This is a genomic window from Pseudomonas reactans (genome assembly GCF_013385825.1).
GTDB classification, from domain to species: Bacteria; Pseudomonadota; Gammaproteobacteria; order Pseudomonadales; family Pseudomonadaceae; genus Aquipseudomonas; species Aquipseudomonas reactans.
Genome location: NZ_JACAPG010000027.1, coordinates 66088 through 90375, shown reverse-complemented (window position 1 = coordinate 90375; position 24288 = coordinate 66088). Strand labels below are relative to the sequence as shown.

At 60.8% G+C, this 24288-nt stretch carries 23 protein-coding genes; 10 read left to right on the top strand and 13 right to left on the bottom strand.

All coding sequences use genetic code 11. The features are described from left to right. Positions 1–44 precede the first annotated feature (44 nt). The 4 genes from HX868_RS29930 to HX868_RS29915 all read left to right on the top strand — a co-directional run bounded on the left by HX868_RS29930 (position 45) and on the right by HX868_RS29915 (position 2571). Positions 45–698, top strand: coding sequence for a DsbA family oxidoreductase (locus HX868_RS29930; protein WP_177005336.1), 654 nt, complete (start codon positions 45–47; stop codon positions 696–698). A 174-nt stretch (positions 699–872) separates the two neighbouring features. After that, positions 873–1793, top strand: a complete 921-nt coding sequence (locus HX868_RS29925; RefSeq protein WP_177005335.1) for an arginase family protein — start codon at positions 873–875, stop codon at positions 1791–1793. Beyond that, positions 1790–2170, top strand: a complete 381-nt coding sequence (locus HX868_RS29920; RefSeq protein ID WP_010212789.1) for a DMT family transporter — start codon at positions 1790–1792, stop codon at positions 2168–2170. Before HX868_RS29925 ends, HX868_RS29920 begins: the two co-directional genes overlap by 4 nt. Continuing rightward, the gene (locus HX868_RS29915; protein ID WP_033896394.1) at positions 2167–2571 is read left to right on the top strand and encodes a DMT family transporter; all 405 of its coding nucleotides are present in this window, start codon (positions 2167–2169) and stop codon (positions 2569–2571) included. The genes HX868_RS29920 and HX868_RS29915 overlap by 4 nt, the downstream gene beginning before the upstream one ends. Positions 2572–2575: 4 nt before the next feature. On the opposite strand, the gene HX868_RS29910 is transcribed toward HX868_RS29915, so the two are convergent. Beyond that, positions 2576–3442 carry a fatty acid desaturase family protein gene (locus tag HX868_RS29910; RefSeq protein ID WP_177005334.1) on the bottom strand — a complete coding sequence of 289 codons (867 nt, stop codon included), beginning with the start codon at positions 3440–3442 and terminating at the stop codon, positions 2576–2578. Positions 3443–3497: 55 nt separating this feature from the next. After that, the gene (locus HX868_RS29905) at positions 3498–4268 is read right to left on the bottom strand and encodes a MipA/OmpV family protein (protein ID WP_177005333.1); all 771 of its coding nucleotides are present in this window, start codon (positions 4266–4268) and stop codon (positions 3498–3500) included. 228 nt (positions 4269–4496) lie between these two features. On the opposite strand from HX868_RS29905, the gene HX868_RS29900 reads away from it, so the two are divergent. The 6 genes from HX868_RS29900 to HX868_RS29875 are packed head-to-tail and all read left to right on the top strand — an operon-like array spanning position 4497 to position 11745. Further along, complete coding sequence (locus HX868_RS29900) at positions 4497–5198, top strand: MtnX-like HAD-IB family phosphatase (protein WP_016977484.1); 702 nt, start codon at positions 4497–4499, stop codon at positions 5196–5198. After that, positions 5191–6585 (top strand): aspartate aminotransferase family protein, encoded by a 1395-nt coding sequence (locus tag HX868_RS29895; protein WP_177005332.1) that lies wholly within the window; start codon positions 5191–5193, stop codon positions 6583–6585. The genes HX868_RS29900 and HX868_RS29895 overlap by 8 nt, the downstream gene beginning before the upstream one ends. Continuing rightward, positions 6582–7448: an alpha/beta hydrolase gene (locus tag HX868_RS29890; protein WP_016977482.1), complete on the top strand. Its 867-nt coding sequence runs from the start codon at positions 6582–6584 to the stop codon at positions 7446–7448. Before HX868_RS29895 ends, HX868_RS29890 begins: the two co-directional genes overlap by 4 nt. A 16-nt stretch (positions 7449–7464) precedes the next feature. Next, positions 7465–8589, top strand: a complete 1125-nt coding sequence (locus tag HX868_RS29885) for a GNAT family N-acetyltransferase (RefSeq protein ID WP_095014891.1) — start codon at positions 7465–7467, stop codon at positions 8587–8589. Then, a complete protein-coding gene (locus tag HX868_RS29880) occupies positions 8589–10358 on the top strand; it encodes a sensor histidine kinase (RefSeq protein ID WP_095014892.1) in 1770 nt (589 codons plus the stop codon). Before HX868_RS29885 ends, HX868_RS29880 begins: the two co-directional genes overlap by 1 nt. Then, positions 10348–11745, top strand: a complete 1398-nt coding sequence (locus tag HX868_RS29875; protein WP_177005331.1) for a sigma-54-dependent transcriptional regulator — start codon at positions 10348–10350, stop codon at positions 11743–11745. Before HX868_RS29880 ends, HX868_RS29875 begins: the two co-directional genes overlap by 11 nt. A 91-nt stretch (positions 11746–11836) precedes the next feature. On the opposite strand, the gene HX868_RS29870 is transcribed toward HX868_RS29875, so the two are convergent. From HX868_RS29870 to HX868_RS29820, 11 genes are all read right to left on the bottom strand, one after another. Next, complete coding sequence (locus HX868_RS29870) at positions 11837–12175, bottom strand: GlpM family protein (protein ID WP_177005330.1); 339 nt, start codon at positions 12173–12175, stop codon at positions 11837–11839. Continuing rightward, entirely contained in the window at positions 12175–13524 is a 1350-nt protein-coding gene (gene aauR, locus HX868_RS29865; protein ID WP_095014894.1) for a two-component response regulator AauR, read from the bottom strand. Before aauR ends, HX868_RS29870 begins: the two co-directional genes overlap by 1 nt. Continuing rightward, the gene (gene aauS, locus HX868_RS29860) at positions 13521–15422 is read right to left on the bottom strand and encodes a two-component sensor histidine kinase AauS (protein WP_177005329.1); all 1902 of its coding nucleotides are present in this window, start codon (positions 15420–15422) and stop codon (positions 13521–13523) included. Before aauS ends, aauR begins: the two co-directional genes overlap by 4 nt. Positions 15423–15578: 156 nt before the next feature. Further along, complete coding sequence (locus tag HX868_RS29855; protein WP_007916729.1) at positions 15579–16313, bottom strand: amino acid ABC transporter ATP-binding protein; 735 nt, start codon at positions 16311–16313, stop codon at positions 15579–15581. Further along, a complete protein-coding gene (locus HX868_RS29850) occupies positions 16310–16981 on the bottom strand; it encodes an amino acid ABC transporter permease (protein WP_010212763.1) in 672 nt (223 codons plus the stop codon). The genes HX868_RS29855 and HX868_RS29850 overlap by 4 nt, the downstream gene beginning before the upstream one ends. Further along, entirely contained in the window at positions 16981–17727 is a 747-nt protein-coding gene (locus tag HX868_RS29845) for an amino acid ABC transporter permease (protein WP_010212762.1), read from the bottom strand. The genes HX868_RS29850 and HX868_RS29845 overlap by 1 nt, the downstream gene beginning before the upstream one ends. Positions 17728–17920: 193 nt before the next feature. Then, complete coding sequence (locus HX868_RS29840) at positions 17921–18847, bottom strand: glutamate/aspartate ABC transporter substrate-binding protein (protein WP_177005328.1); 927 nt, start codon at positions 18845–18847, stop codon at positions 17921–17923. Positions 18848–19222: 375 nt separating this feature from the next. Then, positions 19223–20761: a glycerol-3-phosphate dehydrogenase gene (gene glpD, locus HX868_RS29835; RefSeq protein ID WP_177005327.1), complete on the bottom strand. Its 1539-nt coding sequence runs from the start codon at positions 20759–20761 to the stop codon at positions 19223–19225. 226 nt (positions 20762–20987) lie between these two features. After that, positions 20988–21743 carry a DeoR/GlpR family transcriptional regulator gene (locus HX868_RS29830; protein ID WP_025856881.1) on the bottom strand — a complete coding sequence of 252 codons (756 nt, stop codon included), beginning with the start codon at positions 21741–21743 and terminating at the stop codon, positions 20988–20990. Between the two features lie 83 nt (positions 21744–21826). Further along, positions 21827–23332 carry a glycerol kinase GlpK gene (glpK, locus tag HX868_RS29825; RefSeq protein ID WP_177005326.1) on the bottom strand — a complete coding sequence of 502 codons (1506 nt, stop codon included), beginning with the start codon at positions 23330–23332 and terminating at the stop codon, positions 21827–21829. 75 nt (positions 23333–23407) lie between these two features. Next, the gene (locus HX868_RS29820) at positions 23408–24265 is read right to left on the bottom strand and encodes an MIP/aquaporin family protein (protein WP_177005325.1); all 858 of its coding nucleotides are present in this window, start codon (positions 24263–24265) and stop codon (positions 23408–23410) included. Between the last annotated feature and the right edge of the window lie 23 nt (positions 24266–24288).

The following is a 24288-nucleotide window of genomic DNA, read 5'->3' as shown; positions in this document are numbered from 1 at the left end:
CGTGCAACCTTTGTGGCCCATTTGCGCCTGCGAGGTTGCCTGTCATGAGTACTCCCCTGAAAATCGATTTCGTCAGCGACGTGTCCTGCCCCTGGTGCATCATCGGCCTGCGTGGCCTGACCGAAGCCCTCGACCAGCTTGGCGCCGAAGTGCAAGCCGAGATCCATTTCCAGCCGTTCGAGCTGAACCCAAACATGCCCGCTGAAGGGCAGAATATCGTCGAACACATCACCGAAAAATACGGCTCCACCGCCGAGCAATCCCAGGCCAACCGCGAACGTATCCGCGACATGGGCGCCGGGTTGGGCTTTGCCTTTCGCACCGACGGCCAGAGCCGCATCTACAACACCTTCGACGCGCATCGCCTGTTGCATTGGGCCGGGATGGAAGGCTTGCAGTACAACCTCAAGGAAGCGCTGTTCAAGACGTATTTCACCGATGGCCAGGACCCGTCCGACCACGCCACCCTGGCGATCATCGCCGAAAGCGTCGGCCTGGATATTAAGCGTGCGGCCGAGATTCTCGCCTCCGATGAATACGCCGTTGAAGTGCGCGAGCAAGAACAACTGTGGATCTCCCGTGGCGTGACCTCGGTGCCGACCATCGTGTTCAACGATCAGTACGCCGTCAGCGGCGGCCAGCCGGCTGAAGCCTTTGTGGGGGCGATCCGCCAGATCATCAACGACGCCAAATCCTGACACCGCCCTCTGGACACCGCCCCCTGTAGGAGCCGGCTTGCCGGCGATAGCGGTGGCAACAGATAGACCGCCATCGCTGGCAAGCCAGCTCCTACATTTTGATCTCTATTGATCTCGAAAGACCTGCTGGCCCGTCCCTTGCATTGACCCCTTAAAGCCTTAGGGGACACTGCCTTGAACATTCTTGACCTCGACCACAGCCTCACCGGCCAGGCACCGATTGCCCGGCGTCTGGCCAGCGGCCGTGCTACGCGTATCGACCTGCTGGACCTGGGCCCCAAGCTACGCCTGTGGTCCACCGAAAAAACCTGGAAACGCTTCGCCGAACGCCTGGCCCAACGGCCCCGGCCCACCGATGCGCGGCCGGAAATCCTGTTTGTCGGCTCCGGCGACTATCATCACCTCACGCCGGCTTTTCTCGCCGATCTGAAAGAACCCATCAGCCTGATCCACTTCGACAACCACCCCGACTGGGTACGCTTTGCGCCCAAGCGCCACTGTGGTTCGTGGGTCAACCGTGCGCTGAAAATGCCGGCGATCAAGCGCATCGTCACCCTCGGCCCGTGCAGCGACGACCTGCACAACCCGCAACTGCGCGGCGGTAACCTCGGTGCCCTCAAGCGCGGGCACTTGCAGTTGTTTCCCTGGCAGCATCCGCCGTCGAAAGTCTGGGGCCGGGTAGGGGATGGCGCCGGTCACCAGCAGCAGGAAAACCACCTGTACTGGCGCAACCTGGCCGAGCTGGATTGGGCGCAATTCCTCGATCAGATGATCACCAGCCTGCCCACCGAAGCGATCTGGATCACCATCGACAAAGACGTGCTCGCCAGCGAAGACGCGGCCACCAACTGGGACCAGGGCGGCATGCGTCTGACCCATCTGCTGCAAGCCCTGCGGGCCTTGGCAGCGCGCAAACGCATCATCGGCATCGACGTGTGCGGCGAGTTCGCCACGCCAGCCTTCAGCAACGCGCTCAAGCGTTGGGAAGCTAAATCCGACCAGCCGCCGCCCGAGCGCTGGAGCGCCGAAGATCTGCAGCGTAACGCCGCCACCAATGAAGCCCTGATCGACCTGTTTGAGGAGCTGTTCCCGTGACGTTGACCGTGGTGTTGCTGGTAGCGTTTTCCATCGTGCTCGATGTGATCGGCCAGTTGTGTTTCAAGATCGGCCTGGACCGGTTGCCTGAACTGGACGGCGGTTTTCGCCTGAATGCGTTCTGGGGCCAGGTATTCAATGCGCCGTTGTTGTGGGCCGGGATCGGCGCCTATGCCATTGAGTTCTTCGTGTGGCTCGAAGCCTTGTCCCGTGCGCCGTTGAGCCTGCTGTTTCCGGCTGCCGCGCTGGCCTATTGCGGCGTGGTGCTGGCGGGCAAGGTGGTGCTGGGCGAAACCGTCAGCCGCCGCCGCTGGCTGGGCACGCTGGTGATTACCTTAGGCGTGATGTTGGTAGCCATTGCAGGGAGTCAGGCATGAGTACGCAAACGATGAATAATGGATGGCTGCACGGGCGCCTCGGCACGGTGGTGCTGTGGGCCTTGTTGATCTGTACCGAAAGCGCCGGCCAGTTGTTTACCAAAGTGGCCGGGGATCAGTTGGGGCAGATGGATTTGAGCTGGCAGTGGCTGGCGGACGTGGCGCGCAACCCTGGGATTCTGGCGGCTATCGCCAGTTACATCGGCGCGTTTTTCGTGTGGATGCTGATCCTGCGGCGCAGTAGCCTGTCCCTGGCGTTTCCGCTGAGTTCACTGGTGTTTGTGGTGGTGCTGCTCGGTTCGTGGCTGGGGCTGGGGGAACATATCAGCCCGCTGCACTGGGTGGGGGTGGCGGTGATTATCGGCGGTATCGCCCTCCTGGCAGAGGGCGAAGAAAACTGAGTGCCTAGGGTTTGCGGTGTGCCACCAAAAACCCTAACCCATGGGACACTGCAAGCGCCTTGACCCCTGCCGCACGCTGCTGCTCGGCAATCTCGCGATGAAACGCCTTTACCTGGGTCCAGTGCATCTTGGGCCGGTAGTGGTGCTCGGCGTGGTAGCCGTTGTTCATCCAGATCAGGTTGTACAGCACGCTGTAGGAACTCACGCCCCAGGCAATCGGCAGGTCCGGGTTGCCGCCGAAATGTTCGTAGTAGCCGTTGAGCGATGACAGGCACTGGCCCAGGTACCAGAACGGCAACAGCCACAGCACCGCCTGCCAGTTGTAGAAGGCCAGGGCGATATAAAACGCCACCGTCACGCCGATCTCGACTTTGACCCAGCGTGCATCGGCCGGGCGCTTGCGCTTCATCTCGTCATAGAACGGCTTGGGATCGTCGCGGAAAAAACTCAGGAAAGTGTAAGCCCACGGATTTTCCGGCTGGCCATTGTGGCCGCGCTGGTAGATCGACAGCGGGTCGATGGTTTTACCGTCCGGGCCCGGCAGGTCGGCGTTGCCACGGTGATGGCGGTTATGGATATCGCGGTAGAGCGTCTGGGAAAAGCCGATGGTCACCGACAGCAGCAGATCGAACGCCCGGTTCATCGCACGATGGCTGAAGTAGGCGTTATGGATCTGGTTGTGGGAGATACTGTTGATGCTCCACGACAAGCTGATCGCATAGACCAGCGCCAGGGGCACGAGTGCCCACCAGCTCAGGCTGTGGAACGCGGTGACCAGCCAGATGACAAAGGCGAAATGCGCCAGGCCCAGGGCGATGGGTACCAGGTCCCAGAGCGAGTGGTGTAACAGGCGATAAGCGGGGCGAGCCATGAAGAGTGTCCTGGAAAAATGGATTCCAGGACCTCATTGCAAACCCCAGACCAACCTAGTCGAACTTGTAGCTGATGGCCGTCTGCACCTGGCCTTGGTTCACGTCGCCGGTCTGCCGGACGATGCTGCTGTCGGCCGCCGAGCCCACCAGGTGAACCCAACTGGCGCTGGTCAGCAATGACCATTTAGCCGCCAGGGGAAACTCGAAACTCTGGGTCAGCGTCAGGTTCTGGAAGCCGCCACTGGCGTTGTAGGGGCGAAAGCCCGTGGCCGCGGCCTCGTTGTCATCCACGCCGAAAAACGTGTTGGTCTGGCGTGCGTCGGCAAAATGCGCGACCAGGCCGCTGCTGCCGATAATCCCGCCACCCAGGGGGTACCCCAGTTCGCCGCCGACTTTGCCCAGGGCACCGCTCTGCGAATGCCCCCCGCCCACGGCTTGCCCCAGTTGCGCGTAGACCCGCCAGAAATCAGCTGGGGCGTATTGAATGAAACCACCGACTTCCGCCATGTCCGACACATTGCGCAGGCCCTGCAGATCGCCATTCGACGTTCGGCCTGACAGGTAATTGATATAGGGGCCGGCGGTCAGGCCTTGGGTGTTGAGCGCGCTCCAGGTCAAGCCGTCATCGGTGCTCAGGCTGACATCGCCCCAGTCCAGGTCGAAATAGGGAACGGGCCGCGTTTCGTAGCGGCTGCCGGTAGGGTCATGAGGTTGGTAGCTGACGCCCGCGCCCACTTCACCGGTGATGCCCTCGGCCACGGCAGCGTTTGAAAAGCCCCACAGGCCAATTAAACCGGCGAGTGCAGCGCATGTGATCCTCAACATGGTCACAGTTCCTTGATTGAATATGCGCGCATGAACGCGCAAAGCATCCTTTCCACGCAAGCACTCATCTTCTTTGTAGCAAGCTACAAAAATTGTAGCTCCTGCGACACAAATCGCTGGCCATGCCAGGCAAAACCCCAGCCCTGCTGGGCGGTGGCCAGTTGGCACACTCTCTGCTCTACACCTTGTTGCAAGCGCACACAGCGCGCTCCTCCAAGGTAAACAACGATGATCCAATGGCATATCGTGTGTGACTTCGACGGGACCATCACCCCCACCGATGTCATCGACAACGTCCTCCAACGCTTCGCCGGCCCCGAGTGGGAAACCATCGAACAGGAATGGCTGGATGGGCATATCGGTTCACGCGAATGCCTGAGCCGCCAACTGGCGCTGATCAAGGCGACGCCTTCCGAACTGCTGGCGTATTTCGACAGCGTCGAGATCGACCCGGACTTCCCGGACTTCGTCGATCACGTCATGGGCCTGGGCGCAACCATCGAAGTGGTCAGCGACGGCATCGAGCAGGGCATCGCGCGGATCCTTTCACGCAACTACGTGACCTTGCTGCCGATCCTCGCCAACCGCCTGCGCCAGGTCGACCAGAACAGCTGGCGCATCGACTTCCCGTACTCCAGTGACGCCTGCCGTGCCGCCTCCGGCAACTGCAAGTGCAAGTCCACGCCGCGCAACAAGCGCGTGCTGGTGATCGGCGACGGCAAGTCCGACATGTGCGTGGCTTCCACTGCCGACTTTGTGTTCGCCAAAGGCAGCCTCGCCAAGTACTGCGAAGCCAACAACATTCCTCACGCACGCTTCGACACCTTTGCCGAACTGCCTGCGCTGCTGGCCCGACTGCCGCAAGGCATAGCCGCCAACGCCACCTCCTTTACTGCTGCTGACAATCAGGAACTCTTCCACCATGTCTGATATCCGTATCGCTACCGCCGAAGACCAGGTCCTTCTGGATAAAGAAGCCAAATACTGCTCCTACGGCGACACCGTCCATTACATCGAGCCGCCGCGCATTTTCAGCCGTTGCGAAGGCTCCTACGTGTGGGACACCGAAGACCAGGCCTACCTCGACCTGCAGATGTGGTACTCGGCGGTCAACTTCGGCTACGCCAACCCACGCCTGAACAATGCACTGAAACAGCAGATCGACACCCTGCCGCAAATCGCCAGTCAGTACCTGCACAAAGGCAAGATCGAGCTGTCGGAAATGATCGCAGTCGACGCCAAGAAGAAATTCGGCCTCGACGGTCGCGTGCACTTCAACGTTGGCGGTTCGCAGTCCATCGAAGACTCCCTGAAGGTCGTGCGTAACGCCACCAATGGCAAGAGCCTGATGTTCGCCTTCGAAGGCGGCTACCACGGGCGTACCCTCGGCGCTTCGTCGATCACCTCCAGCTACCGCTACCGTCGCCGCTACGGCCACTTCGGCGAGCGCGCGCAGTTCATCCCGTTCCCGTATCACTTCCGTGGCCCTAAAGGCATGACCAAGGAAGAGTACGGCAGCCACTGCGTGCAGCAATTCGCCCGCCTGTTCGAAACCGAATACAACGGTGTGTGGGACCCGAAAGTCGGTTCCAGCGAATACGCCGCGTTCTACGTCGAGCCGATCCAGGGCACCGGCGGCTACGTGATCCCGCCGATGAACTTCTACCGTGAGTTGAAGCATGTGCTGGATCAGCACGGCATCCTGATGGTCTCCGACGAGATCCAGATGGGCTTCTACCGCACCGGCAAACTGTGGTCGATCGAACACTTCGACGTGCAACCGGACGTGATCGTGTTCGGCAAGGCGCTGACCAACGGCCTCAACCCACTGGGCGGCATCTGGGCCCGTGAAGAGTTGATCAACCCGAAGATCTTCCCGCCAGGTTCGACCCACTCCACCTTCGCCTCCAACCCATTGGGCACGGCGGTAGGCCTGGAAATGTTCAAGATGACCAACGAAGTCGACTACGGCGCGATGGTCATGGCCAAGGGCAAGTTCTTCCTCGAAGGCTTGCAAGACCTGCAGAAACGTTTCCCGATCATCGGCGACGTCGACGGCCTGGGCTTGGCCCTGCGCTGCGAAATCTGCGGCCCGGATGGTTTCACGCCGGACAAGGCGACCCTGGACTATATGGTTGAAGAAGGCATGAAGGGTGACATGGTGGTGGACGGCCAGAAACTCGGCCTGATCCTCGACGTGGGCGGTTACTACAAGAACGTGATCACCCTGGCGCCGTCCCTGGAAATCAGCTACCCGGAAATCGAACTGGGCCTGAAGCTGCTTGAGCAACTGCTGGTGCGGGCGACCAACCGGTGAACACAGCAGAGATCGACCTCGGTGAAGGTGATGCCGGTTTCGTTCTCGGTGATGGTCCGGTCGGGATCCTGTTGATCCACGGCCTGACCGGCACCCCGACGGAATTGCGCCAGGTCGCCAAGGGCCTGGCCAAGGTGGGCAATTGCACGGTGTACGTGCCCACCCTGGCCGGGCACTGCGGTGATAACAGCGACCTGCAAGCCACCGGCTGGCGCGACTGGTACGAAGGCGTGCGCAAAACCTTCGTGGCTGTGAAACAGCGCCATGAACAGGTGTTCGTCGGTGGTTTGTCCATGGGCGCGGTGATGTCGATGTACGTGGCCGCCGAGCACCCTGGGCAAGTCGCCGGGCTGTTGATGTATTCCACCACCCTGAAGTACGACGGCTGGAGCATCAACAAGCTGGCGTTTCTCACGCCGTTGCTGATGAAAATCCCCTTCGGCGTGCATATCTGCCGCTTCGAAGAGAAGCCGCCGTATGGCATCAAGAACGAGCGCCTGCGTGGCATCGTCGAGCGGCAGATGAAGGAGGGTGAGAGCAGTGAGGCGGGCTTGCTGACCATGGAGGGCATCACTGTGCGCGAGTTGCACCGGATGAACGCCGTGGTCAAGAAACGCATGCCGCAGGTCAAGGTGCCGGCGTTGGTGCTGCACTCCATCGAGGACGATATCACCAGCCGTTGGAACGCGGACTATGTGGAACGCCACCTCGGTGGCCCGGTGACCAAGATCCTGCTGGACAACTGCTACCACATGATCACCGTCGACTTGCAATACCGCCGTGTGATCGAGTTGAGCGCGGAGTTTGTCGGGCAGCATGCCGAGTCCATTCCGGCCCCTCAAGATTATCGACAGCGGGCTTGAGCCTTAAGGAAACCCTGTGATTACCGCCCAAGCCTTCCCGACCATCCGGGCCCTCCAGCGCAGTGCCTGGAACGACTGTTTCCCGGGTGCCCTGGAGGACTGGGACTATTACGTCGCCGTGGAAAACGCCGCCATCGATGATTTTCAGTGGCGTTACCTGGCGGTTTACGACGATGGAACGTTGGTGGCTGTGGCCGCGGCGTTCATCACCCATTATCGCCTCGACACCACGGTGTCGGGCGCCGGCAAACGCTTGACCGAGCGTGTGGAGCGACTGTGGCCGGGGCTTTTGCAACTGGGGCTGTATGCCCTCGGTTCCCCCGTGGCGGAGCGCTGCGACGTTGGTTTTGCCAGCAATGTAGCGGATGCACGCCGCCCGCTGCTGCTCAAGCACCTGCTGGAAGCCGCGCGCCAGGATGCCGATGACTTCGGTATCGGCCTGGTGGCGGTCAAGGACGCACCGAGCAAAGACCCGCACTGGGTCGAAAGTTGCCGCGCGGCAGGCTTCCAGAGCATGCCGAGCTTGCCCACGGGGGTGTTGCCGCTGCCCTACGGCTCGGTGGACGCTTACCTGGGCTCGCTGGGCAAATCCACGCGCAAAGACCTGCGCCGCAAACTGCGCGCGCCGGGGCCTAGGGTGGAGTGGCGGCGAAATATCGACGACGTGTTGCCCGAGGTCATGCGCCTGTACGAGGCCACGCTGACGCGTGCCGAGTTGCAGTTCGAGCGGCTGCCCGCCGGCTACTTCACCGGAGTGCTGGAACGGCTTGATGAGCGGGCGGTCTGTGTTCTTTACTGGGTGGATGAGCAACTGGTGGCGTTCAACCTGATCCTGGTGGACGAACACCGGCTGGTGGACAAGTTTTTCGGGCATGACGTGGAATTCACCCGTGACTACAACCTGTACTTCCGTAGCTGGCTGACCAATGTGGACTACTGTATTCAACACAATATTGCCGTGTATGAGTGCGGCCAGGCCGGGTATGCCAGTAAGCTGCGCCTGGGTTGCGAGTTCCAGGGCAACAGCGTGTTTTTCCGCCACCGCAACCGGCTGGTCAACGGCCTGCTCAAGCTTGTAAAACTGTTTATTCGACCGGATCGTTCCGACCCTGCCATGGCTGCTGCGATAAGCGAAACCTGATGATCACCAAGACCCGCCAGAAAGCCCGCCCCTTTGCCATTTCGCGCTGGAGCGTCCAGCGCAAGCTGGTGCTGGCGTTCTGGTTGGTCAGCGTGATTCCCACCATGATCGCCGCCGAACTGGCGGCCACCACGTTGTCGCAGATCTTCGACAGCAACGTGCGCATCTGGCTGCAGGAGTCGACCAAGATCGTCAAGGACGAGATTGGCGACATCCTTCACGACAACGCGCGCATGGCCAAGTTGTTCCTGCGCTACACCAGCCCGCCCTCGAGCCGGCAAGCCGCCAAGCACGACCGCCTGACCGCCGACATTGCCGACGCCACCGATATCGACGTGGTGGCACTGATTCGCGTGAGCGACCACAAGCTGGTATTCAGCACTGCCTCTGACGACATCATCAAGCAGATCAGCCTCACCAGTAACGCCGTATTACAGACCGTTCAGGTGGCTGGGGTGAGCACAGGTGTGGTGGTGTCCACCTTCGAGACCACCCAGGACGGCGTCGATTATGTGCTGCTGGTAGCCACTTACCTGGACAGCAGTTTCCTCACCAGCGTGGCCGACGTGCACTCCCTCGACCTGCGCCTGTACCTGGCCAACCCCAATGGGTTCTCAGAGATCTTCTCGACCCAACGCTTTGAAGATCACCCGTCGCGCATCCCCAAGAACGTCGAAATCGCCATGCGCAGCACCAAGCAGCCGAGCGAGCAGTTCACCAACAACTACAGCGGGTTGTACTGGCCGATCTTCAACGATGCCGGTGAACTGCAAGGTGTGATCTTCAGCGGCTTGTTGCGCCACACCAGCCTGGTGGGGCTGGTGAATCAGAGCAACCTGTTTGTGCTGATCTTCCTGCTCAGTTCGGCGCTGTCGCTGGCCGCCGGCGTGCTGGTGTCGCGGCGCTTGACCAAGCCGCTGCGGGACCTGTCCCAGGGCGTAAGCGCAGTGATTTCCGGTGATTACGCGCACCGCGTGGTGGTCAGCGGCGGCGACGAACTGGCGCAGTTGAGCAGCACCTTCAACCACATGACCGAACGTCTGGGCGAGCTGCATCACCTTGAAGCCCAGCTACGTCGACGTGATCGCCTGCACGCCCTGGGTGAGGTCGCCATGGGCCTGGCCCACGAAATCCGCAACCCGCTGGGCATCATCAAGACGGCGACACAGTTGCTGCACCGCCGCGCCGACCTGGCGGAAACCGACAAGCGCCATCTGGAGTATGTGGTCAGCGAGGTCAGCCGCATCAACGACCTGATCACCGAATTCCTCGACTTTGCCAAGCCCAATCCGCCATTGCGCGTGTTGCTGCCGGCGCGCCCGTTGGTGGAGGAAATCCTCGGTTTCTGCGCGCCGGAACTGGCCACCCATAACATCGACGCGCACATCGACGACCAAGCACCCGGAGCGACGATCTACGCGGATGCCAAGCAGCTCAAGCAGGCGTGCCTCAACCTGATCCTCAACGCCATCGACGCGATGCCCGAAGGCGGGCGCCTGACCCTGGGCATTCGCACGGAAGGCGAGAACACGCTGATCAGCATCACCGACACCGGCCAAGGCATTCCGGCGGACATGATCGAGCGCATCTTCACGCCGTTTGTCACCACCAAGGCGTCGGGCACCGGGTTGGGCCTGGCCAAAGTCTATTCGATCATGGAAAGTCACGACGGCAGCATCGAATGTGCCAGTGAGAAAGATGCCGGCGCCACCTTCAGCCTGTACATTCCGGCGAGTGGCGAAGACGACGAGGACAGTCATGACGCATAACATTCTGGTAGTCGACGACGAACCCAAGCTCTGCGACCTGCTGGCCTCGGCCCTGGGCCAGAACGACGTGCAGGTGTTTGTCGCTGGCAACGGCCTGCACGCGCTCAAGGTGCTGGAGCAGGAAGACATCGACCTGGTGATCAGTGACTGGCGCATGCCGGGCATGGACGGGCCGGCGTTGCTGGCCGAGATCAAGGTGCGCTACCCCCATGTGCCGGTGATCGTGATGACCGCTTACAGCACAGTGAAAAACGCCGTGCAGTCGATGCGCAACGGCGCCTACGACTACATCGCCAAGCCGTTTGATATCGACGAGCTGGACATCACCGTGGCCAAGGCCCTGCAATTTCGCGACATCATGCGCGACAACGCGCGCATGCGTGCCGAGCTGGACGAACACGCCCAGTTCGACAGCCTGGTGGGCGACAGCCCGGCGTTTCGCAAGGTGCTGCAAGCCGTGGACTCGGTGCGCGACAGCAGCGCTACCATCCTGCTGACCGGCGAAAGCGGCACCGGCAAGGAAATGGTTGCCCGCGCCATCCACAAGCATGGCAGCCGCGCCGACAAGCCCTTCGTGGCGGTCAATTGCGCGGCCATCCCGGAAGGGCTGCTGGAAAGCGAAATGTTCGGCCATCGCAAAGGTGCGTTCACCGGCGCCGTGTCCGACCGGGTAGGGCGGTTCCAACAGGCCGACAAGGGCACGCTGTTTCTCGATGAAGTGGGTGATATGCCCCTGGCGTTGCAGGCCAAGATCCTGCGCGCGTTGCAGGAGCGGGTGATTGAACCGGTGGGCGATCCCCGCGAGCGCAAGGTCGACGTGCGCGTGATCGCCGCGACCAATAAGAATTTGCTGGAAGCGGTGGCCAACAAGGAATTCCGCGAAGACCTGTACTACCGCCTCAACGTGTTCCCGATTCCCCTGCCGGCCTTGCGCGAGCGTGTGGAAGACATCGCGCCCCTGGCCCGTCACTTCGCCCAGACCCTCAGCGCCACGGCCGGTAAACGTATCACAGGCTTTAGCCCTGAGGCGTTGCAGGCCATGGCGGCGTATCACTGGCCGGGCAATATCCGTGAGCTGCAGAACTGCGTGGAGCGCGCGACTATCGTGGCGGCGTCGCCTGTGATCGAAGACATCGACTTGCCGGGTTACTTGTTTGCTTCCAAGCCGAGTGAAGGCGATGTGACGGCGATTCTTAGCGACGGGCCGGGCATTCCCCAGGACCTGGATGCGGCGCTGGCAGAGGTGGAGAAGGCCTACATACTCGCGGCGTTGCAGGAGAGCAACGGCGTGCAGGCTGCGGCGGCAGCGAAGATCGGGATTTCGGAGCGCAGCTTCTGGTATCGCCTGAAAAAGCTGGGTATCCAGGTCGACAAAATCGTGCGCTGATTCAACACACTTCCCTGTAGGAGTCCGGCTTGCCGGCGATGGCGGTCTCAAGGACGCTATCGCCGGCAAGCCGGACTCCTACAGGTGAATGTCAGGCGTGCAGGCGTACCCAGATGCTTACCAAGAGGGTTGCGGCTATCAACCAGGCGACTGCTGCCACGGCCAACGAAGCCTCCAACCGCATCCGATCCACCATCACATACAACGTCGCCAAATACACAAAATACGGAATGATCGACCACATCCCGAACAGGATCGTGGTCTTCAAGTCGTCCACCGAACGCCCTTTGCCGACGATGTAGTGGGCAATCAACGCAAACGTCGGAAACAGCGGCACCAGTCCTGCGATGTAGTAGTTCTTGGTCTTGGCCAGCGCCGCCAGAATCAACACCACCGCCGCGCCCAGGGCGGCCTTCAAGAACAGATCCATCAGTGGCTCAATCCGTATTTTTTGACTTTGTCGAACAGCGTGGTCTTGGCCATCCCCAGTTCCTGGCTGGCCTGGGTCAGGTTGCCGCCGCTGCGTTGCAAGGCATCGTTGAGCAGGTTGCGCTCGAACGCTTCTACCGCTTCGGTGAAGGCCAGGCCCTGGTTGCCGCTGCTGGCGCCGCTTTTCTTGAAGGCTGGCAGGCCCAGGGCGAAGCGTTCGGCGACGTTGCGCAGTTCACGCACGTTGCCCGGCCAGTCGTGGCTCATCAGGCTCGACAGGGTCTGGTTGTCCAGCTCCGGCACACTGCGGTCAAAACGCAGCGACGACTGCTGCAGGAAGTGCTCGAACAGTTGCAGGATGTCTTCGCGGCGCTCGCGCAACGGCGGCAGTTCCAGCGTCACTACGTTGAGGCGATAGTACAGGTCGCTGCGGAACTGGTTGGCACGGCTCAGTTCGTCGAGGTCGGACTTGGTGGCAGCGATCACCCGGCAATCCACCGCCACGCTCTGGTTCGAACCCAGGCGCTCCAGGGTGCGTTCCTGCAACACACGCAGCAGTTTGATCTGCAGGTTGATCGGCATGCTTTCCACTTCATCGAGGAACAGCGTGCCTTCGTGAGCGTGTTCGATCTTGCCGATGCGACGTTTGCCTGCACCGGTGAAAGCGTTGGCTTCGTGGCCGAAAATCTCGCTTTCGAAGAGGTTCTCCGGCAGGCCGCCGCAGTTCAGGGCGACGAATTGGTGGGAGTGGCGCCGGCTGAAATCATGCAGGCAGCGCGCGACCAGTTCCTTGCCGGTGCCGGTCTCGCCTTCGATCAGCACGTTGGCCGATGTGTCGGCCACATTGGCGATCAGCTCGCGCAGGTTCTGCATGGCCGGCGAGCGGCCGATGATGCGGCCTTCCAGTGAATCGCGCTCGGCCAATTGGCGGCGCAGCGACCAGACTTCCCGCGCCAGCCCGCGCTGCTCCAGGGCGCGACGGGCGACGTCGACCAGGCGTTCGGGGGAGAAGGGTTTTTCCATGAAGTCATAGGCGCCGTTGCGCATCGCGCCGACGGCCATGGAGATATCGCCGTGCCCGGTGATCAACACCACTGGCAGGCTTTTATCCAGGGCCTTGAGGCGGGTGAGCAGTTCCAGGCCGTCAATGCCTGGCAAGCGGATGTCGCTGATCACGATGCCCGCGAAGTTCTCGCCGATACGTTTCAACGCTTCTTCAGCGCTGCCCACGCCGACACTGGGAATGTCTTCCAGGGCCAGGGCCTGCTGGCAGCCGAGCAGCACATGAGGATCGTCTTCGACGATCAGCACCGTGAGTTCGTCTTTAATGGCTTTAGCGTCTGTATTCATGTCGACTCAGCTTTTTGAGCGCCCGCCAACGGCAGGCACAAGACAAAGGCCGTTCCACCACTGGCCGGGTGTTCCACGGCGAGGTTGCCGCCGGTGGCCGCCGCGAGGCTGGCGGACAGCGTCAGGCCCAGGCCCAGGCCTTGCTCGCCGGGCTTGGTGGTGAAGAACGGTTCAAACAAATGCTTGCGCGCCTCGGCGTCGATACCGTGGCCATTATCGCGCACGTGCAGGCGGTATTTGCCCTCGCTGCTGCTGCCCTCCAGCCACAGCTCGGGCGCGGGTTGGGCCTGCATGGCGTCCAGGGCATTGCCGATCAGGTTGACCAGGATCTGCTCCAGGCGCGTCTGGTCGATTTGCAATTGAGCGTGGGAAAAGTCGCGGTGTAGGGTCAGCGGCAGGCTGTCCAAGCGTGCGCCAAGTACCTGGAAGGCTGCGTCGACCGCTTTGGCCAGGCTGGCTTCGCCCTGGTCATCACCGCGCCGGGCGAAGGAGCGCAGGCTGGCGGTGATGCGGCCCATGCGGTCGATCAGTTCGTTGATGGTCTTGAGGTTGGTGCTGGCGGTGTCGAGGGCGCCGCGCTCAAGGAAGCGCACGGTATTGCCGGACAAGGTGCGCAGCGCCGCCAGTGGCTGGTTCAATTCATGGGCGATGCTGGTGGACATCTGGCCGATGGCGGCCAGTTTTCCGGCCTGCACCAGCTCATCCTGAGCGCGGCGTAGCGTCTCTTCGGCCTGGCGTCGTTCGCGGATCTGGCCCTTGAGTCGCTCGTTGCTGGCGCGCAGGTCGGCGGTGCGCTCGGCGATCCGCCGTTCCAACTGGCTGTTGGCTTCCTGCAAGGCCTCACGGGCTGCGAGGCGGGTGGCGATGACCTTGCGCCGCTCATTCCAGGCGATTAGTAAAAACGCGACCAAGCCGAACGCGACGGCCACCAGGATGCCCTGATTGATGGCGGCGCGGCGCAGGTCATTCAGGGGGGTGAGCAGGGTGAAATTCCATGGCGTGTCATTCAGCGGCCGGGTCTGCGCCAGGTAGCTGACCTCGTGCTCGTCGTTGACCACTTCACTGTTGGCCGGGAAGGTCAGTTTCTCCGTGCCTTCGTTGAGACGCTCGCGGGCCAGGGGCTCCAGTTCGTTCAGCGTTGCCCAGTAATATTGCAGGCTATGGGCCAGGCGGTCCTTGGTGTCATCGCTCAGCGGGCGCACGGCCTTGAGGCGGCGGGCCGGATCGCTGGAAAGGATGATGATGCCGTTCTCGTCGCTCACAAAGGCTTCGAGGCGCGCGCGCTGCCAGCGTTCTTCGAGGGCTTCGAGGCGCACCTTGACCACCGCGACGCCGATGATCTTGCCGTGCTCTTCCAGGCCATGGGCCAGGTAGTAGCCGGGTTCGCCGTTGGTGCTGCCGATACCGTAGAAACGGCCCGGCTGGCCACGCACGGCATTCTGGAAATAGGCACGGAAGGACAGGTCTTCACCCTGATAACTGTCGGCATCGCGCCAGTTACTGGTGGCCAGCACGCGGCCAGTGGTGTCCATCACGTAGATGGCCCGACTGCGACTGCGTCGGTTCAGGCCTTCGAGGTAATCGTTGACGGTCTTGCGGGTTTCCTGGTTCGGATCGGCCAGCAGCGTGGAGACGCTGGACTCCAGTTCGAGCAGGCTGGGCAGGTAGGTGTATTTGCTCAGTTCGCTTTCGACGGTGCGGGCATGCAGCTCCAGCTGGCGTTCGCCGGTGTCGCTGAGGGTGCGGATGCCGTAGTACTCACTGACCCAGAAGCCGATAAAACCCAGGCCGATCATCAGGGCGATGATCAGGGGCGGCAGGAACAGTTGGCGGATCAGGCGTGGTTTCACGGCAAGTGATGGCGGTGCGGCGCGAAATTGGTTGGGGTCGCATTTCATCACAGATGCCTTGGGTCAGCTACCGCGGCTGCCTACTGTAGGAGCGAGCTTGCTCGCGAAAAACTCAAGGGCGCCGCGTTTATCCTGGATGCACGCGTTATCGTTGACGTCTTTCGCGAGCAAGCTCGCTCCTACAGAAGAGGAGCGAGTTGCTTTTTAGTGCTGCAGGATTTTCTCAAGGAAGTGCTGCGCGCGTTCGGAGCGGGCGCTGATGTCGCCGAAGAACTCTTCTTTCGGGCAGTCCTCGATGATCTTGCCTGCGTCCATGAAGATCACGCGGTCGGCCACTTTGCGGGCGAAGCCCATTTCGTGGGTCACGCACATCATGGTCATGCCTTCGTGGGCCAGTTGCACCATCACGTCGAGTACTTCGTTGACCATTTCCGGGTCGAGGGCCGAGGTTGGTTCGTCGAACAGCATGACGATCGGGTCCATGGCCAGGGCGCGGGCAATCGCCACTCGTTGTTGCTGGCCACCGGAAAGCTGGCCCGGGTGCTTGTGGGCATGTGCCGACAGGCCGACGCGCTCCAGCAATTGCAGGCCTTTCTTGGTGGCTTCTTCCTTGCTGCGGCCGAGCACCTTGATCTGCGCGATGGTCAGGTTCTCGGTGATGGTCAGGTGCGGGAACAGCTCGAAGTGCTGGAACACCATGCCCACGCGCGAGCGCAGTTTCGGCAGGTTGGTCTTCGGGTCGGCGATGGAGGTGCCGTCGACCACGATGTCGCCCTTCTGGAACGGCTCCAGCGCGTTGACGCACTTGATCAGGGTGGATTTGCCCGAGCCCGAAGGCCCGCACACCACGATCACTTCGCCTTTTTTAACCTCGGTGCTGCAATCGGTCAGCACCTGGAAGTCGCCATACCACTTGTTGATGTTCTTGATAGAGATCATACGGCAAACCTTTTTTGCAGACGCTTGACCAGCAGCGAGGCGGAAAAGCTGATGATGAAGTAGACGACACCGGCAAAGATCAGGAACTCGTTGGAGCGGCCGATGATGTCGCCGTTGGAGCGGGCGGAGTTGAGGAAGTCCACCAGGCCCACGGTGTAGACCAGCGAGGTGTCCTGGAACAGGATGATCGACTGTTGCAGCAGCAACGGGGTCATCTTGCGGAACGCCTGGGGCAGGATGATCAGGCGCATGGTCTGGCCATAGGTCATGCCCATCGCCTGTGCCGCCGCCATCTGGCCTTTGGGGATCGACTGCACACCGGCCCGTACGATTTCGCAGAAGTACGCGGCTTCGAACATCATGAAGGCCACGACGCAGGAAGTGAACGCACCGATCGGCGTGTCTTCGCCAGTGATCCAGCGCAACACGAACGGCACCGCCAGGTAGAACCAGGTGATCACCAGCAGCAGCGGGATCGAGCGGAAGTAGTTCACATAAGCGCCGGCAACGCGCGACAGCAGTTTGCTGGACGACAGGCGCATCAGCGCCAGGACCGTACCCAGCGCAATGCCGCCGACCACGCCCATGACCATCAACTGCAAGGTCATGACCATGCCGTTCCACAGGCCTGGGATAGCGGGGATGATGCCGCTGAAATCGAAGTCCATTATTTACCCCCCACGGAGATCAGGCCGGGCACTGCGACTTTCTTCTCGACCAGGCGCATGAGCAGCATCAGGCTCATGTTCAGGGTGAAATAGATCAGCGTGGCCAGGGTGAAGGCTTCAAACAGGTTGGCCGAGAATTCGGCGGTCTGTTTGGTTTGCGCGAGCAGTTCCATCAGGCCGATCAAGGACGCCACGGAGGAGTTCTTGAAGACGTTGAGGAATTCCGAGGTGAGCGGCGGAATGATGATCCGGTAGGCTTGTGGCAGCAGCACGTTCCAGTAGATCTGCGGCAGCTTGAAGCCCATGGCGCGCGCAGCGGATTCCTGGCCGCGTGGCAGCGCCTGGATGCCGGTACGCACTTGCTCACACACGCGGGCGGCGGTGAACAGGCCCAGGCACACGACAACGCTCAGGTAGGCCGAGGTGGTCGGGTTGAGGTCTTGTTTGTACCAGTCCTGCAGGTTCTGCGGCAGCATGTCGGGTACCAGGAAGTACCAGATGAACAGCTGAACCAGCAGCGGCACGTTACGAAACAGTTCCACGTAGCAGGTCGCGATGCCCGATACGATGCGGTTTGGCACGGTGCGCATGACGCCCAGAATGGACCCCAGCAGCAAGGCGATAATCCATGCCACGACAGCGATGGCGATGGTCCAGCCCAAGCCGGCGATGTACCAGTCGAGATAAGTCTCGCTGCCCACGCCAGTGGACTTGAAGAACACGCCCCAGTCCCAGTTGTAATTCATTAGGGTCTCCCCTCGAAGTCGATCGATGTACAAGCACCCGCTTGGGGAAGATCCTTTCCCGCCTGACGGTGAACGCCAGGCACACGCGATCGGCTCGAAAACCGCCAGGTCGAGTGTTCCAAAATAAAGCCAGCAGGTAGTAACAGACGCCTGAGGGAGGGTGGCTCCCTCAGGAGATAAGCTTAGTCAGGTATCAGATTTTTACGTCAGGCGCTGGCTTGTCGCTTGGGTTGGCGATCAGCTCCTTCACCTTGTCGCTCATCGGGAAGTTCAGGTTCAGGCCTTTTGGTGGGATCGGGCTCTCGAACCACTTGCTGTAGATCTTGTTGATCTCGCCGGATTTGTACAGGGCGACGATGGCGTCATCGACGGCTTTCTTGAAGGCCGGGTCGCCTTTACGCACCATGCACGCGTAGGCTTCGAAGGACTGCGGAGTGCCGGTGATGACCCAGTCGTCCGGCTTCTTGGCCTTGGCTTCTTCACCGGCCAGCAGGGCGTCGTCCATCATGAAGGCGACGGCGCGGCCGCTTTCCAGCATCTGGAAGGATTCGCCGTGGTCTTTGGCGGAGATGACGTTCATGCCCATTTGCTTGTCGGCGTTCATCGCTTTGATGATGCGCTCGGACGTGGTGCCAGCGGTGGTCACGACGTTCTTGCCTTTCAGGTCAGCGAAGTCGGCGTAGGTCGGCTTGCCATCCTTGTCTTTCTTGACCAGCAGACGGGTGCCGATTTCGAAGATGTTGACGGTGAAATCAACTTGCTGGGCGCGTTCGGCGTTGTTGGTGGTGGAGCCGCACTCGAGGTCCGCAGTGCCGTTCTGGATCAGCGGAATACGGGTTTGCGAAGTGACCAGGTTGTACTTGGCCTTCAGATCGGGTTTGTTCAGGTCTTTTTTCAGTTGCTCGACGACGGCCAACTGAATGTCGTGGGAGTAGCCCACGGGTTTGCCCGAACCATCCGCGATGTAGGAAAACGGAATGGAGCTGTCGCGGTGAGCGAGAGTGATGGTGCCGGAGTCGTTGATCTTCTTCAGCGTGCCGGTGAGTTCGGCGGCGAAAACTGGAGTGCTGATCAGAGCAGCAGCGATAGCTGCGCCCAGAATATGGGGAACGATGCGCATCAATACTTCCTCGACATTTGTTTTTTTTATGAAGCCGGCTAAACGGCTCTCTTGTACAGCGAATGCCCGTGACGGCTCCTGAGGCGTCCCAGGCAATCGTCCAAGAGTGTAGAGCATGAGTCGTGCCAGGCCTGAAATAAATGATTAACTGTTTGATATATATGAAGATTAACTTTGTATGACGCGCTGAATTTCACATTTTAATCCGGCAAACCGAATAGGCCTTAGTGCGGCGTTCGGAAAACCGAATGTTGTGCGACATCTCTGTAGGAGCGAGCTTGCTCGCGAAAAAACGCAAAAACGCCGCGTTTATTCTGGATAAACGCGGCGTTCTCAGGTGTTTCGCGAGCAAGCTCGCTCCTACACAGGAAGGGATCAGGCTGCTTCGATCTTGCTGCGGTTCTGCTCAACGGTGGACAGGTAACGCTCCACGTTGGCCTGTTCTTCCGGGGTGGTGAACAGACCCAGCTTGGTGCGACGCCACAGCACGTCCTGAGGTTGGGTCGCCCATTCCTCGGCGCACAGGTAATCAACCTCGCGGGTATACAGGCCGCCTCCCAAGTGCTCACCCAGGTCCGCCAGTGACTGCACGCCTTCCAGCAGGCGCCAGGTACGGCTGCCGTAGGTGGTGGACCAGCGGCGCGCGATCTCACTCGGCACCCAGTCGAACTTGCTGCGAATAGCGTCGGCGAGGGCTTCCGGCGTGGTCATATCTTCACCGCCCGGCAGGCTGGCCTTGGCGGTCCAGCTTGGGCGCATCTGGGTGAAATACGGTGCCAGTTGTGCCATCGCCGATTCGGCGAGCTTGCGATAGGTGGTCAGCTTGCCGCCGAACACCGACAGGATCGGCGCTTCGCCCGTGCCGCCGGACAATGCCAGGGTGTAGTCGCGGGTGATGGCCGAAGGGTTGTCCGATTCGTCGTTGCACAGTGGGCGCACGCCGGAGTAGGTGTGCACGATGTCGTCGCGGCTCAGTTGTTTCTTGAAGTGAGCGTTGACCACCTTGAGCATGTAGTCGGTTTCACCTTCGGTAATGGCGACTTTTGCCGGGTCACCGGTGTATTCGCGGTCGGTGGTGCCGATGATGGTCAGGTGGTTAAGGTACGGAATGGTGAAGACGATGCGCTGGTCTTCGTTCTGCAGGATGTGCGCGTGAGCGCCTTCGTACAGTTTCGGCACGATCAGGTGGCTGCCCTGGATCAGGCGGATGCCGTAAGGCGAATCCAGCTTCAGGTCGTCCTTGATGAACTTGGCGACCCACGGGCCGGCGGCGTTCACCAGTGCGCGAGCGCGGATCGAGAACAGGCTGCCATCGGCGCGTTCCATGTTCATTTCCCACATGCCGTTGCTACGGTGGGCGCTGATGCAACGGGTCTGCGTGTGGATATGCGCGCCTTTTTCACGAGCGGCCATGGCGTTCAGTACGACGAGGCGGGCGTCATCCACCCAGCAGTCGGAATATTCGAAGCCTTTGGTGATTTCGCTTTTCAGCGGGCTGTCGGCGCCGAACTTGAGGCTTTTCGAACCGGCGAGCTTTTCGCGCTTGCCCAGGTTGTCATACAGGAACAGGCCGGCGCGGATCATCCACGCCGGACGCAGGTGCGGGCGGTGCGGCAACACGAAGCGCATCTGCTTGACGATATGCGGGGCCTTGGCCAACAGCACTTCGCGTTCGGCCAGCGCTTCGCGCACCAGGCGGAATTCGTAATGTTCGAGGTAGCGCAGGCCGCCGTGGATCAGCTTGCTGCTGGCGGACGAGGTGTGGCTGGCCAGGTCGTCCTTTTCGCAAAGGAATACCGACAAACCGCGCCCGGCTGCGTCTGCTGCAATGCCGACGCCATTGATCCCGCCACCGATAACGGCAACGTCATAGACTTCGGCAAGCGGTGGAGCAGGCAAGGTGGAAGGGTTCATCGGCTGGCCTCGCGATTTTTTCGTCTTGGAATTCGAACATTAATGTTCATTTGCGAAAATGGTAGCTGATAAACGCGCGCACAGCCACCCGACTTCGATTGAAAAAACTCATCGAAGCGGCGGGAAAGGAAAATTTGTGAACATGAAACGGTAGGAGCCGGCTTGCCGGCGATGGCGTCCGTGAGGTCGCTATCGCCGGCAAGCCGGCTCCTACAAGGTGGGTGTGTTACACGACTTCCAATCGAACCTTATGCTGGCTCAACAGTTGTACCAGTGCCGGCACCGGCTGCTGGTCGGTCACCAGGCAGTCCACCAAACTGATCGGTCCCAGGCGAATCATGGCGTTGCGCCCGAATTTGCTGGAGTCCGCTGCCAGGATCACCTGGCGTGCATTGGCGATGATCGCCTGGGAAACCCGCACTTCCTGGTAGTCAAAGTCCAACAGGCTGCCGTCTTCATCGATGCCGCTGATGCCCACCAAGGCAAAGTCGACCTTGAACTGGTTGATAAAGTCGACACTCGCCTGGCCCACCACACCACCGTCACGGCGCACGTTACCGCCGGTCAGCAGCACGTCGAAGTCGTCCTTGGCGCTGAGCATGGTGGCAACGTTGAGGTTGTTGGTGATGATTTTCAGATGGTTGTGGTTGAGCAACGCACGGGCGATGGATTCGGTGGTGGTGCCGATATTGATGAACAGTGAGGCGTGATCGGGGATCTGCGCGGCGATGGCTTCGCCGATGCGCTGTTTCTCGTCGCGCATCTGGTCGGCCCGCATAGCGTAGGCGGTGTTCTCGACACTGGAGTCATAGGCCGCGCCGCCGTGGTAGCGGCGCAGCAGATTGGCGTCCGCCAGCTGGTTGATATCGCGGCGGATGGTTTGCGGGGTGACAACGAATAGCTGCGCCATTTCTTCGATGCTGACATAACCGCGTTCGCGGACCAGCTCGAGGATTTGTTGTTGGCGGGGAGGCAGATTCATGGGGCGTCCTTTGGGCTGCCATACAAAAGTGGCCCATGATGACGCAGGAATCCGCTCCCTGCCAGTTACAACCGGACGTTGGCTTATTCAGCGCCTTCGTGAGGCTCCCAGTCACGGGTGCGGCTGACCGCTTTTTGCCAGCCGGCGTAGAGCTTCTCTTTGGCCGCTTCGTCCAACTGCGGTTCGAATTCGCGCTCGATCACTGCCTTGCCGCGCAACTCTTCCAGGCTGCCCCAGAAGCCGCACGCCAGGCCGGCCAGGTAGGCGGCGCCCAATGCGGTGGTCTCGCGCATTTGCGGGCGCTCAACCTGGGTGCCGAGGATGTCTGCCTGGAATTGCATCAGGAAGTTGTTGGCCACGGCGCCGCCGTCCACACGCAGGGCTTTGAGGCGTTCGCCCGAGTCCTGTTGCATGGCGTCGAGCACGTCGCGGGTCTGGTAGGCAATCGATTCCAGGGCTGCACGAATAATGTGGTCCACGCGTACGCCACGGGTCAGGCCGAACAGTGCGCCACGGGCGTACGGGTCCCAGTAGGGAGCGCCCAGGCCGGTGAAGGCCGGCACCAGGTACACGCCGTTGCTGTCCTTGACCTTGCCGGCGAAGTATTCAGTGTCGTGGGCGTCGTTGATGATCTTCAGTTCATCACGCAGCCATTGCACGGTGGAGCCGCCGTTGAACACCGCACCTTCCAGGGCGTAGGCGACTTCGCCACGTGGGCCGCAAGCGATGGTGGTGAGCATGCCGTGCTTGGATTTCACGGCTTTGTCGCCGGTGTTCATCAACAGGAAGCAGCCGGTGCCGTAGGTGTTCTTGGCTTGGCCGGCTTCGACGCACATCTGGCCGAACAGGGCGGCTTGTTGGTCGCCGGCGATACCGCCGATGGCAATGCCGCTCTTGGTGCGGCCGTAGATTTCGGACGAGGACTTAACTTCCGGCAGCATCTCGCGCGGAATATCGAGGATCTCCAGCATCTTCGCATCCCACTCCAGGCTGTGGATGTTGAAGAGCATGGTGCGCGAGGCGTTGGTGTAGTCGGTGACGTGGGTCTTGCCACCGGTAAATTTCCAGATCAGCCAGCTGTCGACGGTGCCGAACAGCAGTTCGCCATTGCGCGCACGCTCGCGGCTGCCTTCGACGTTGTCGAGGATCCACTTGAGTTTGGTGCCGGAGAAGTACGGGTCGGTGACCAGGCCAGTGGTGTCACTGATGTACTGCTCGTGGCCGTCGCGCTTGAGCTGCTGGCAGATCTCGGTGCTGCGGCGGCACTGCCAGACGATGGCGTTGTAGATCGGGCGGCCGGTGACTTTGTCCCACACCACGGTGGTTTCACGCTGGTTGGTGATACCAATGGCGGCGACCTGGTCATGGTGCAGGCCGGCCTGGGCCAGGGCCTCGACCATCACCGCGCTCTGGGTGGCGAAGATTTCCATCGGGTCATGTTCAACCCAGCCAGCCTGTGGGTAATGCTGTGCGAATTCACGCTGGGCAGTGCAGACCACGTTGGCGTCACGATCGAAGATGATCGCCCGGGAACTGGTGGTGCCTTGGTCAAGGGCAATGATGTAGTTCTTATTCTGAATATCGGTCATGTCGAATGCCTTGGAAAATAAGAAAATCGGTAATCAGCCTGGGTTACAAAAGGGCAGGTGCCCAGGCTGGCGCTATCAGGAAATACGGGTCTTGCCGTTGACAGCCGTGTCAGGTGTTTCTTCATCTATAGCAGGTGCGGCGCTTGGCAGATGACGGGCAATCAGCCCACGATAGGCCGCAGCACCGAGGCAGGCGCCGACGATCGGCGCGAAAATCGGCACCAGGAAGTAAGGAATATCACGGCCACCAGTGAAGGCCATTTCACCCCAGCCTGCGAAAAAGGTCATCAGCTTGGGCCCGAAATCCCGTGCCGGGTTCATCGCAAAGCCGGTCAACGGGCCCATGGCGCTGCCAATCACCGCGATCAGCAGGCCGATCAGCAGCGGGGCCAACGGGCCGCGTGGCAAGCCGTTGTTGTCATCGGTGAGGGCCATGATCACGCCCATCAGGATTGCTGTAATGACCATTTCCACCAGGAACGCCTGAGCGGTGCTCAGCAGCGCATGGGGGTAGGTGGAGAACACCGACGCCAATTCCAGGCTGGCCTGGGAGCCGCGCACCATGTGGTGAGTTTGTTCGTAATCGAAAAACAGGTTGCTGTAGAGCGTGTACACCAAGGCCGCCGAGCAAAAGGCGCCGGCGATCTGGGCGAGGATATAGAAGGGCAGTTTGCGCTTGTCGAAGTCAGCGAAAATACACAGGGCAATACTGACGGCGGGGTTGAGGTGGGCCCCGGAAATCCCGGCGCTCAGGTAGATCGCCATGCTGACGCCGATCCCCCAGATGATACTGATCTCCCACAAGCCAAAGCTGGCACCCGCGACCTTGAGCGCAGCGACACATCCTGTACCGAAGAAGATCAGAAGCGCAGTCCCCAGGAATTCGGCCATGCATTGGCTCGAAAGTGAAGGCTGTTGAAGAGCAGTTGTCATGGAAAACCTCAGTTGTTGTTCTT

Bases quoted from the DNA above. Each gene is read 5' to 3' on its own strand.
- HX868_RS29930 (WP_177005336.1), top strand. From the start codon at position 45: ATGAGTACTCCCCTGAAAATCGATTTCGTCAGCGACGTGTCCTGCCCC.
- HX868_RS29915 (WP_033896394.1), top strand. From the start codon at position 2,167: ATGAGTACGCAAACGATGAATAATGGATGGCTGCACGGGCGCCTCGGC.
- HX868_RS29910 (WP_177005334.1), bottom strand. From the start codon at position 3,442: ATGGCTCGCCCCGCTTATCGCCTGTTACACCACTCGCTCTGGGACCTG.
- HX868_RS29905 (WP_177005333.1), bottom strand. From the start codon at position 4,268: ATGTTGAGGATCACATGCGCTGCACTCGCCGGTTTAATTGGCCTGTGG.
- HX868_RS29900 (WP_016977484.1), top strand. From the start codon at position 4,497: ATGATCCAATGGCATATCGTGTGTGACTTCGACGGGACCATCACCCCC.
- HX868_RS29895 (WP_177005332.1), top strand. From the start codon at position 5,191: ATGTCTGATATCCGTATCGCTACCGCCGAAGACCAGGTCCTTCTGGAT.
- HX868_RS29880 (WP_095014892.1), top strand. From the start codon at position 8,589: ATGATCACCAAGACCCGCCAGAAAGCCCGCCCCTTTGCCATTTCGCGC.
- HX868_RS29875 (WP_177005331.1), top strand. From the start codon at position 10,348: ATGACGCATAACATTCTGGTAGTCGACGACGAACCCAAGCTCTGCGAC.
- HX868_RS29870 (WP_177005330.1), bottom strand. From the start codon at position 12,175: ATGGATCTGTTCTTGAAGGCCGCCCTGGGCGCGGCGGTGGTGTTGATT.
- aauR (WP_095014894.1), bottom strand. From the start codon at position 13,524: ATGAATACAGACGCTAAAGCCATTAAAGACGAACTCACGGTGCTGATC.
- aauS (WP_177005329.1), bottom strand. From the start codon at position 15,422: ATGAAATGCGACCCCAACCAATTTCGCGCCGCACCGCCATCACTTGCC.
- HX868_RS29855 (WP_007916729.1), bottom strand. From the start codon at position 16,313: ATGATCTCTATCAAGAACATCAACAAGTGGTATGGCGACTTCCAGGTG.
- HX868_RS29850 (WP_010212763.1), bottom strand. From the start codon at position 16,981: ATGGACTTCGATTTCAGCGGCATCATCCCCGCTATCCCAGGCCTGTGG.
- HX868_RS29845 (WP_010212762.1), bottom strand. From the start codon at position 17,727: ATGAATTACAACTGGGACTGGGGCGTGTTCTTCAAGTCCACTGGCGTG.
- HX868_RS29840 (WP_177005328.1), bottom strand. From the start codon at position 18,847: ATGCGCATCGTTCCCCATATTCTGGGCGCAGCTATCGCTGCTGCTCTG.
- glpD (WP_177005327.1), bottom strand. From the start codon at position 20,761: ATGAACCCTTCCACCTTGCCTGCTCCACCGCTTGCCGAAGTCTATGAC.
- HX868_RS29830 (WP_025856881.1), bottom strand. From the start codon at position 21,743: ATGAATCTGCCTCCCCGCCAACAACAAATCCTCGAGCTGGTCCGCGAA.
- glpK (WP_177005326.1), bottom strand. From the start codon at position 23,332: ATGACCGATATTCAGAATAAGAACTACATCATTGCCCTTGACCAAGGC.
- HX868_RS29820 (WP_177005325.1), bottom strand. From the start codon at position 24,265: ATGACAACTGCTCTTCAACAGCCTTCACTTTCGAGCCAATGCATGGCC.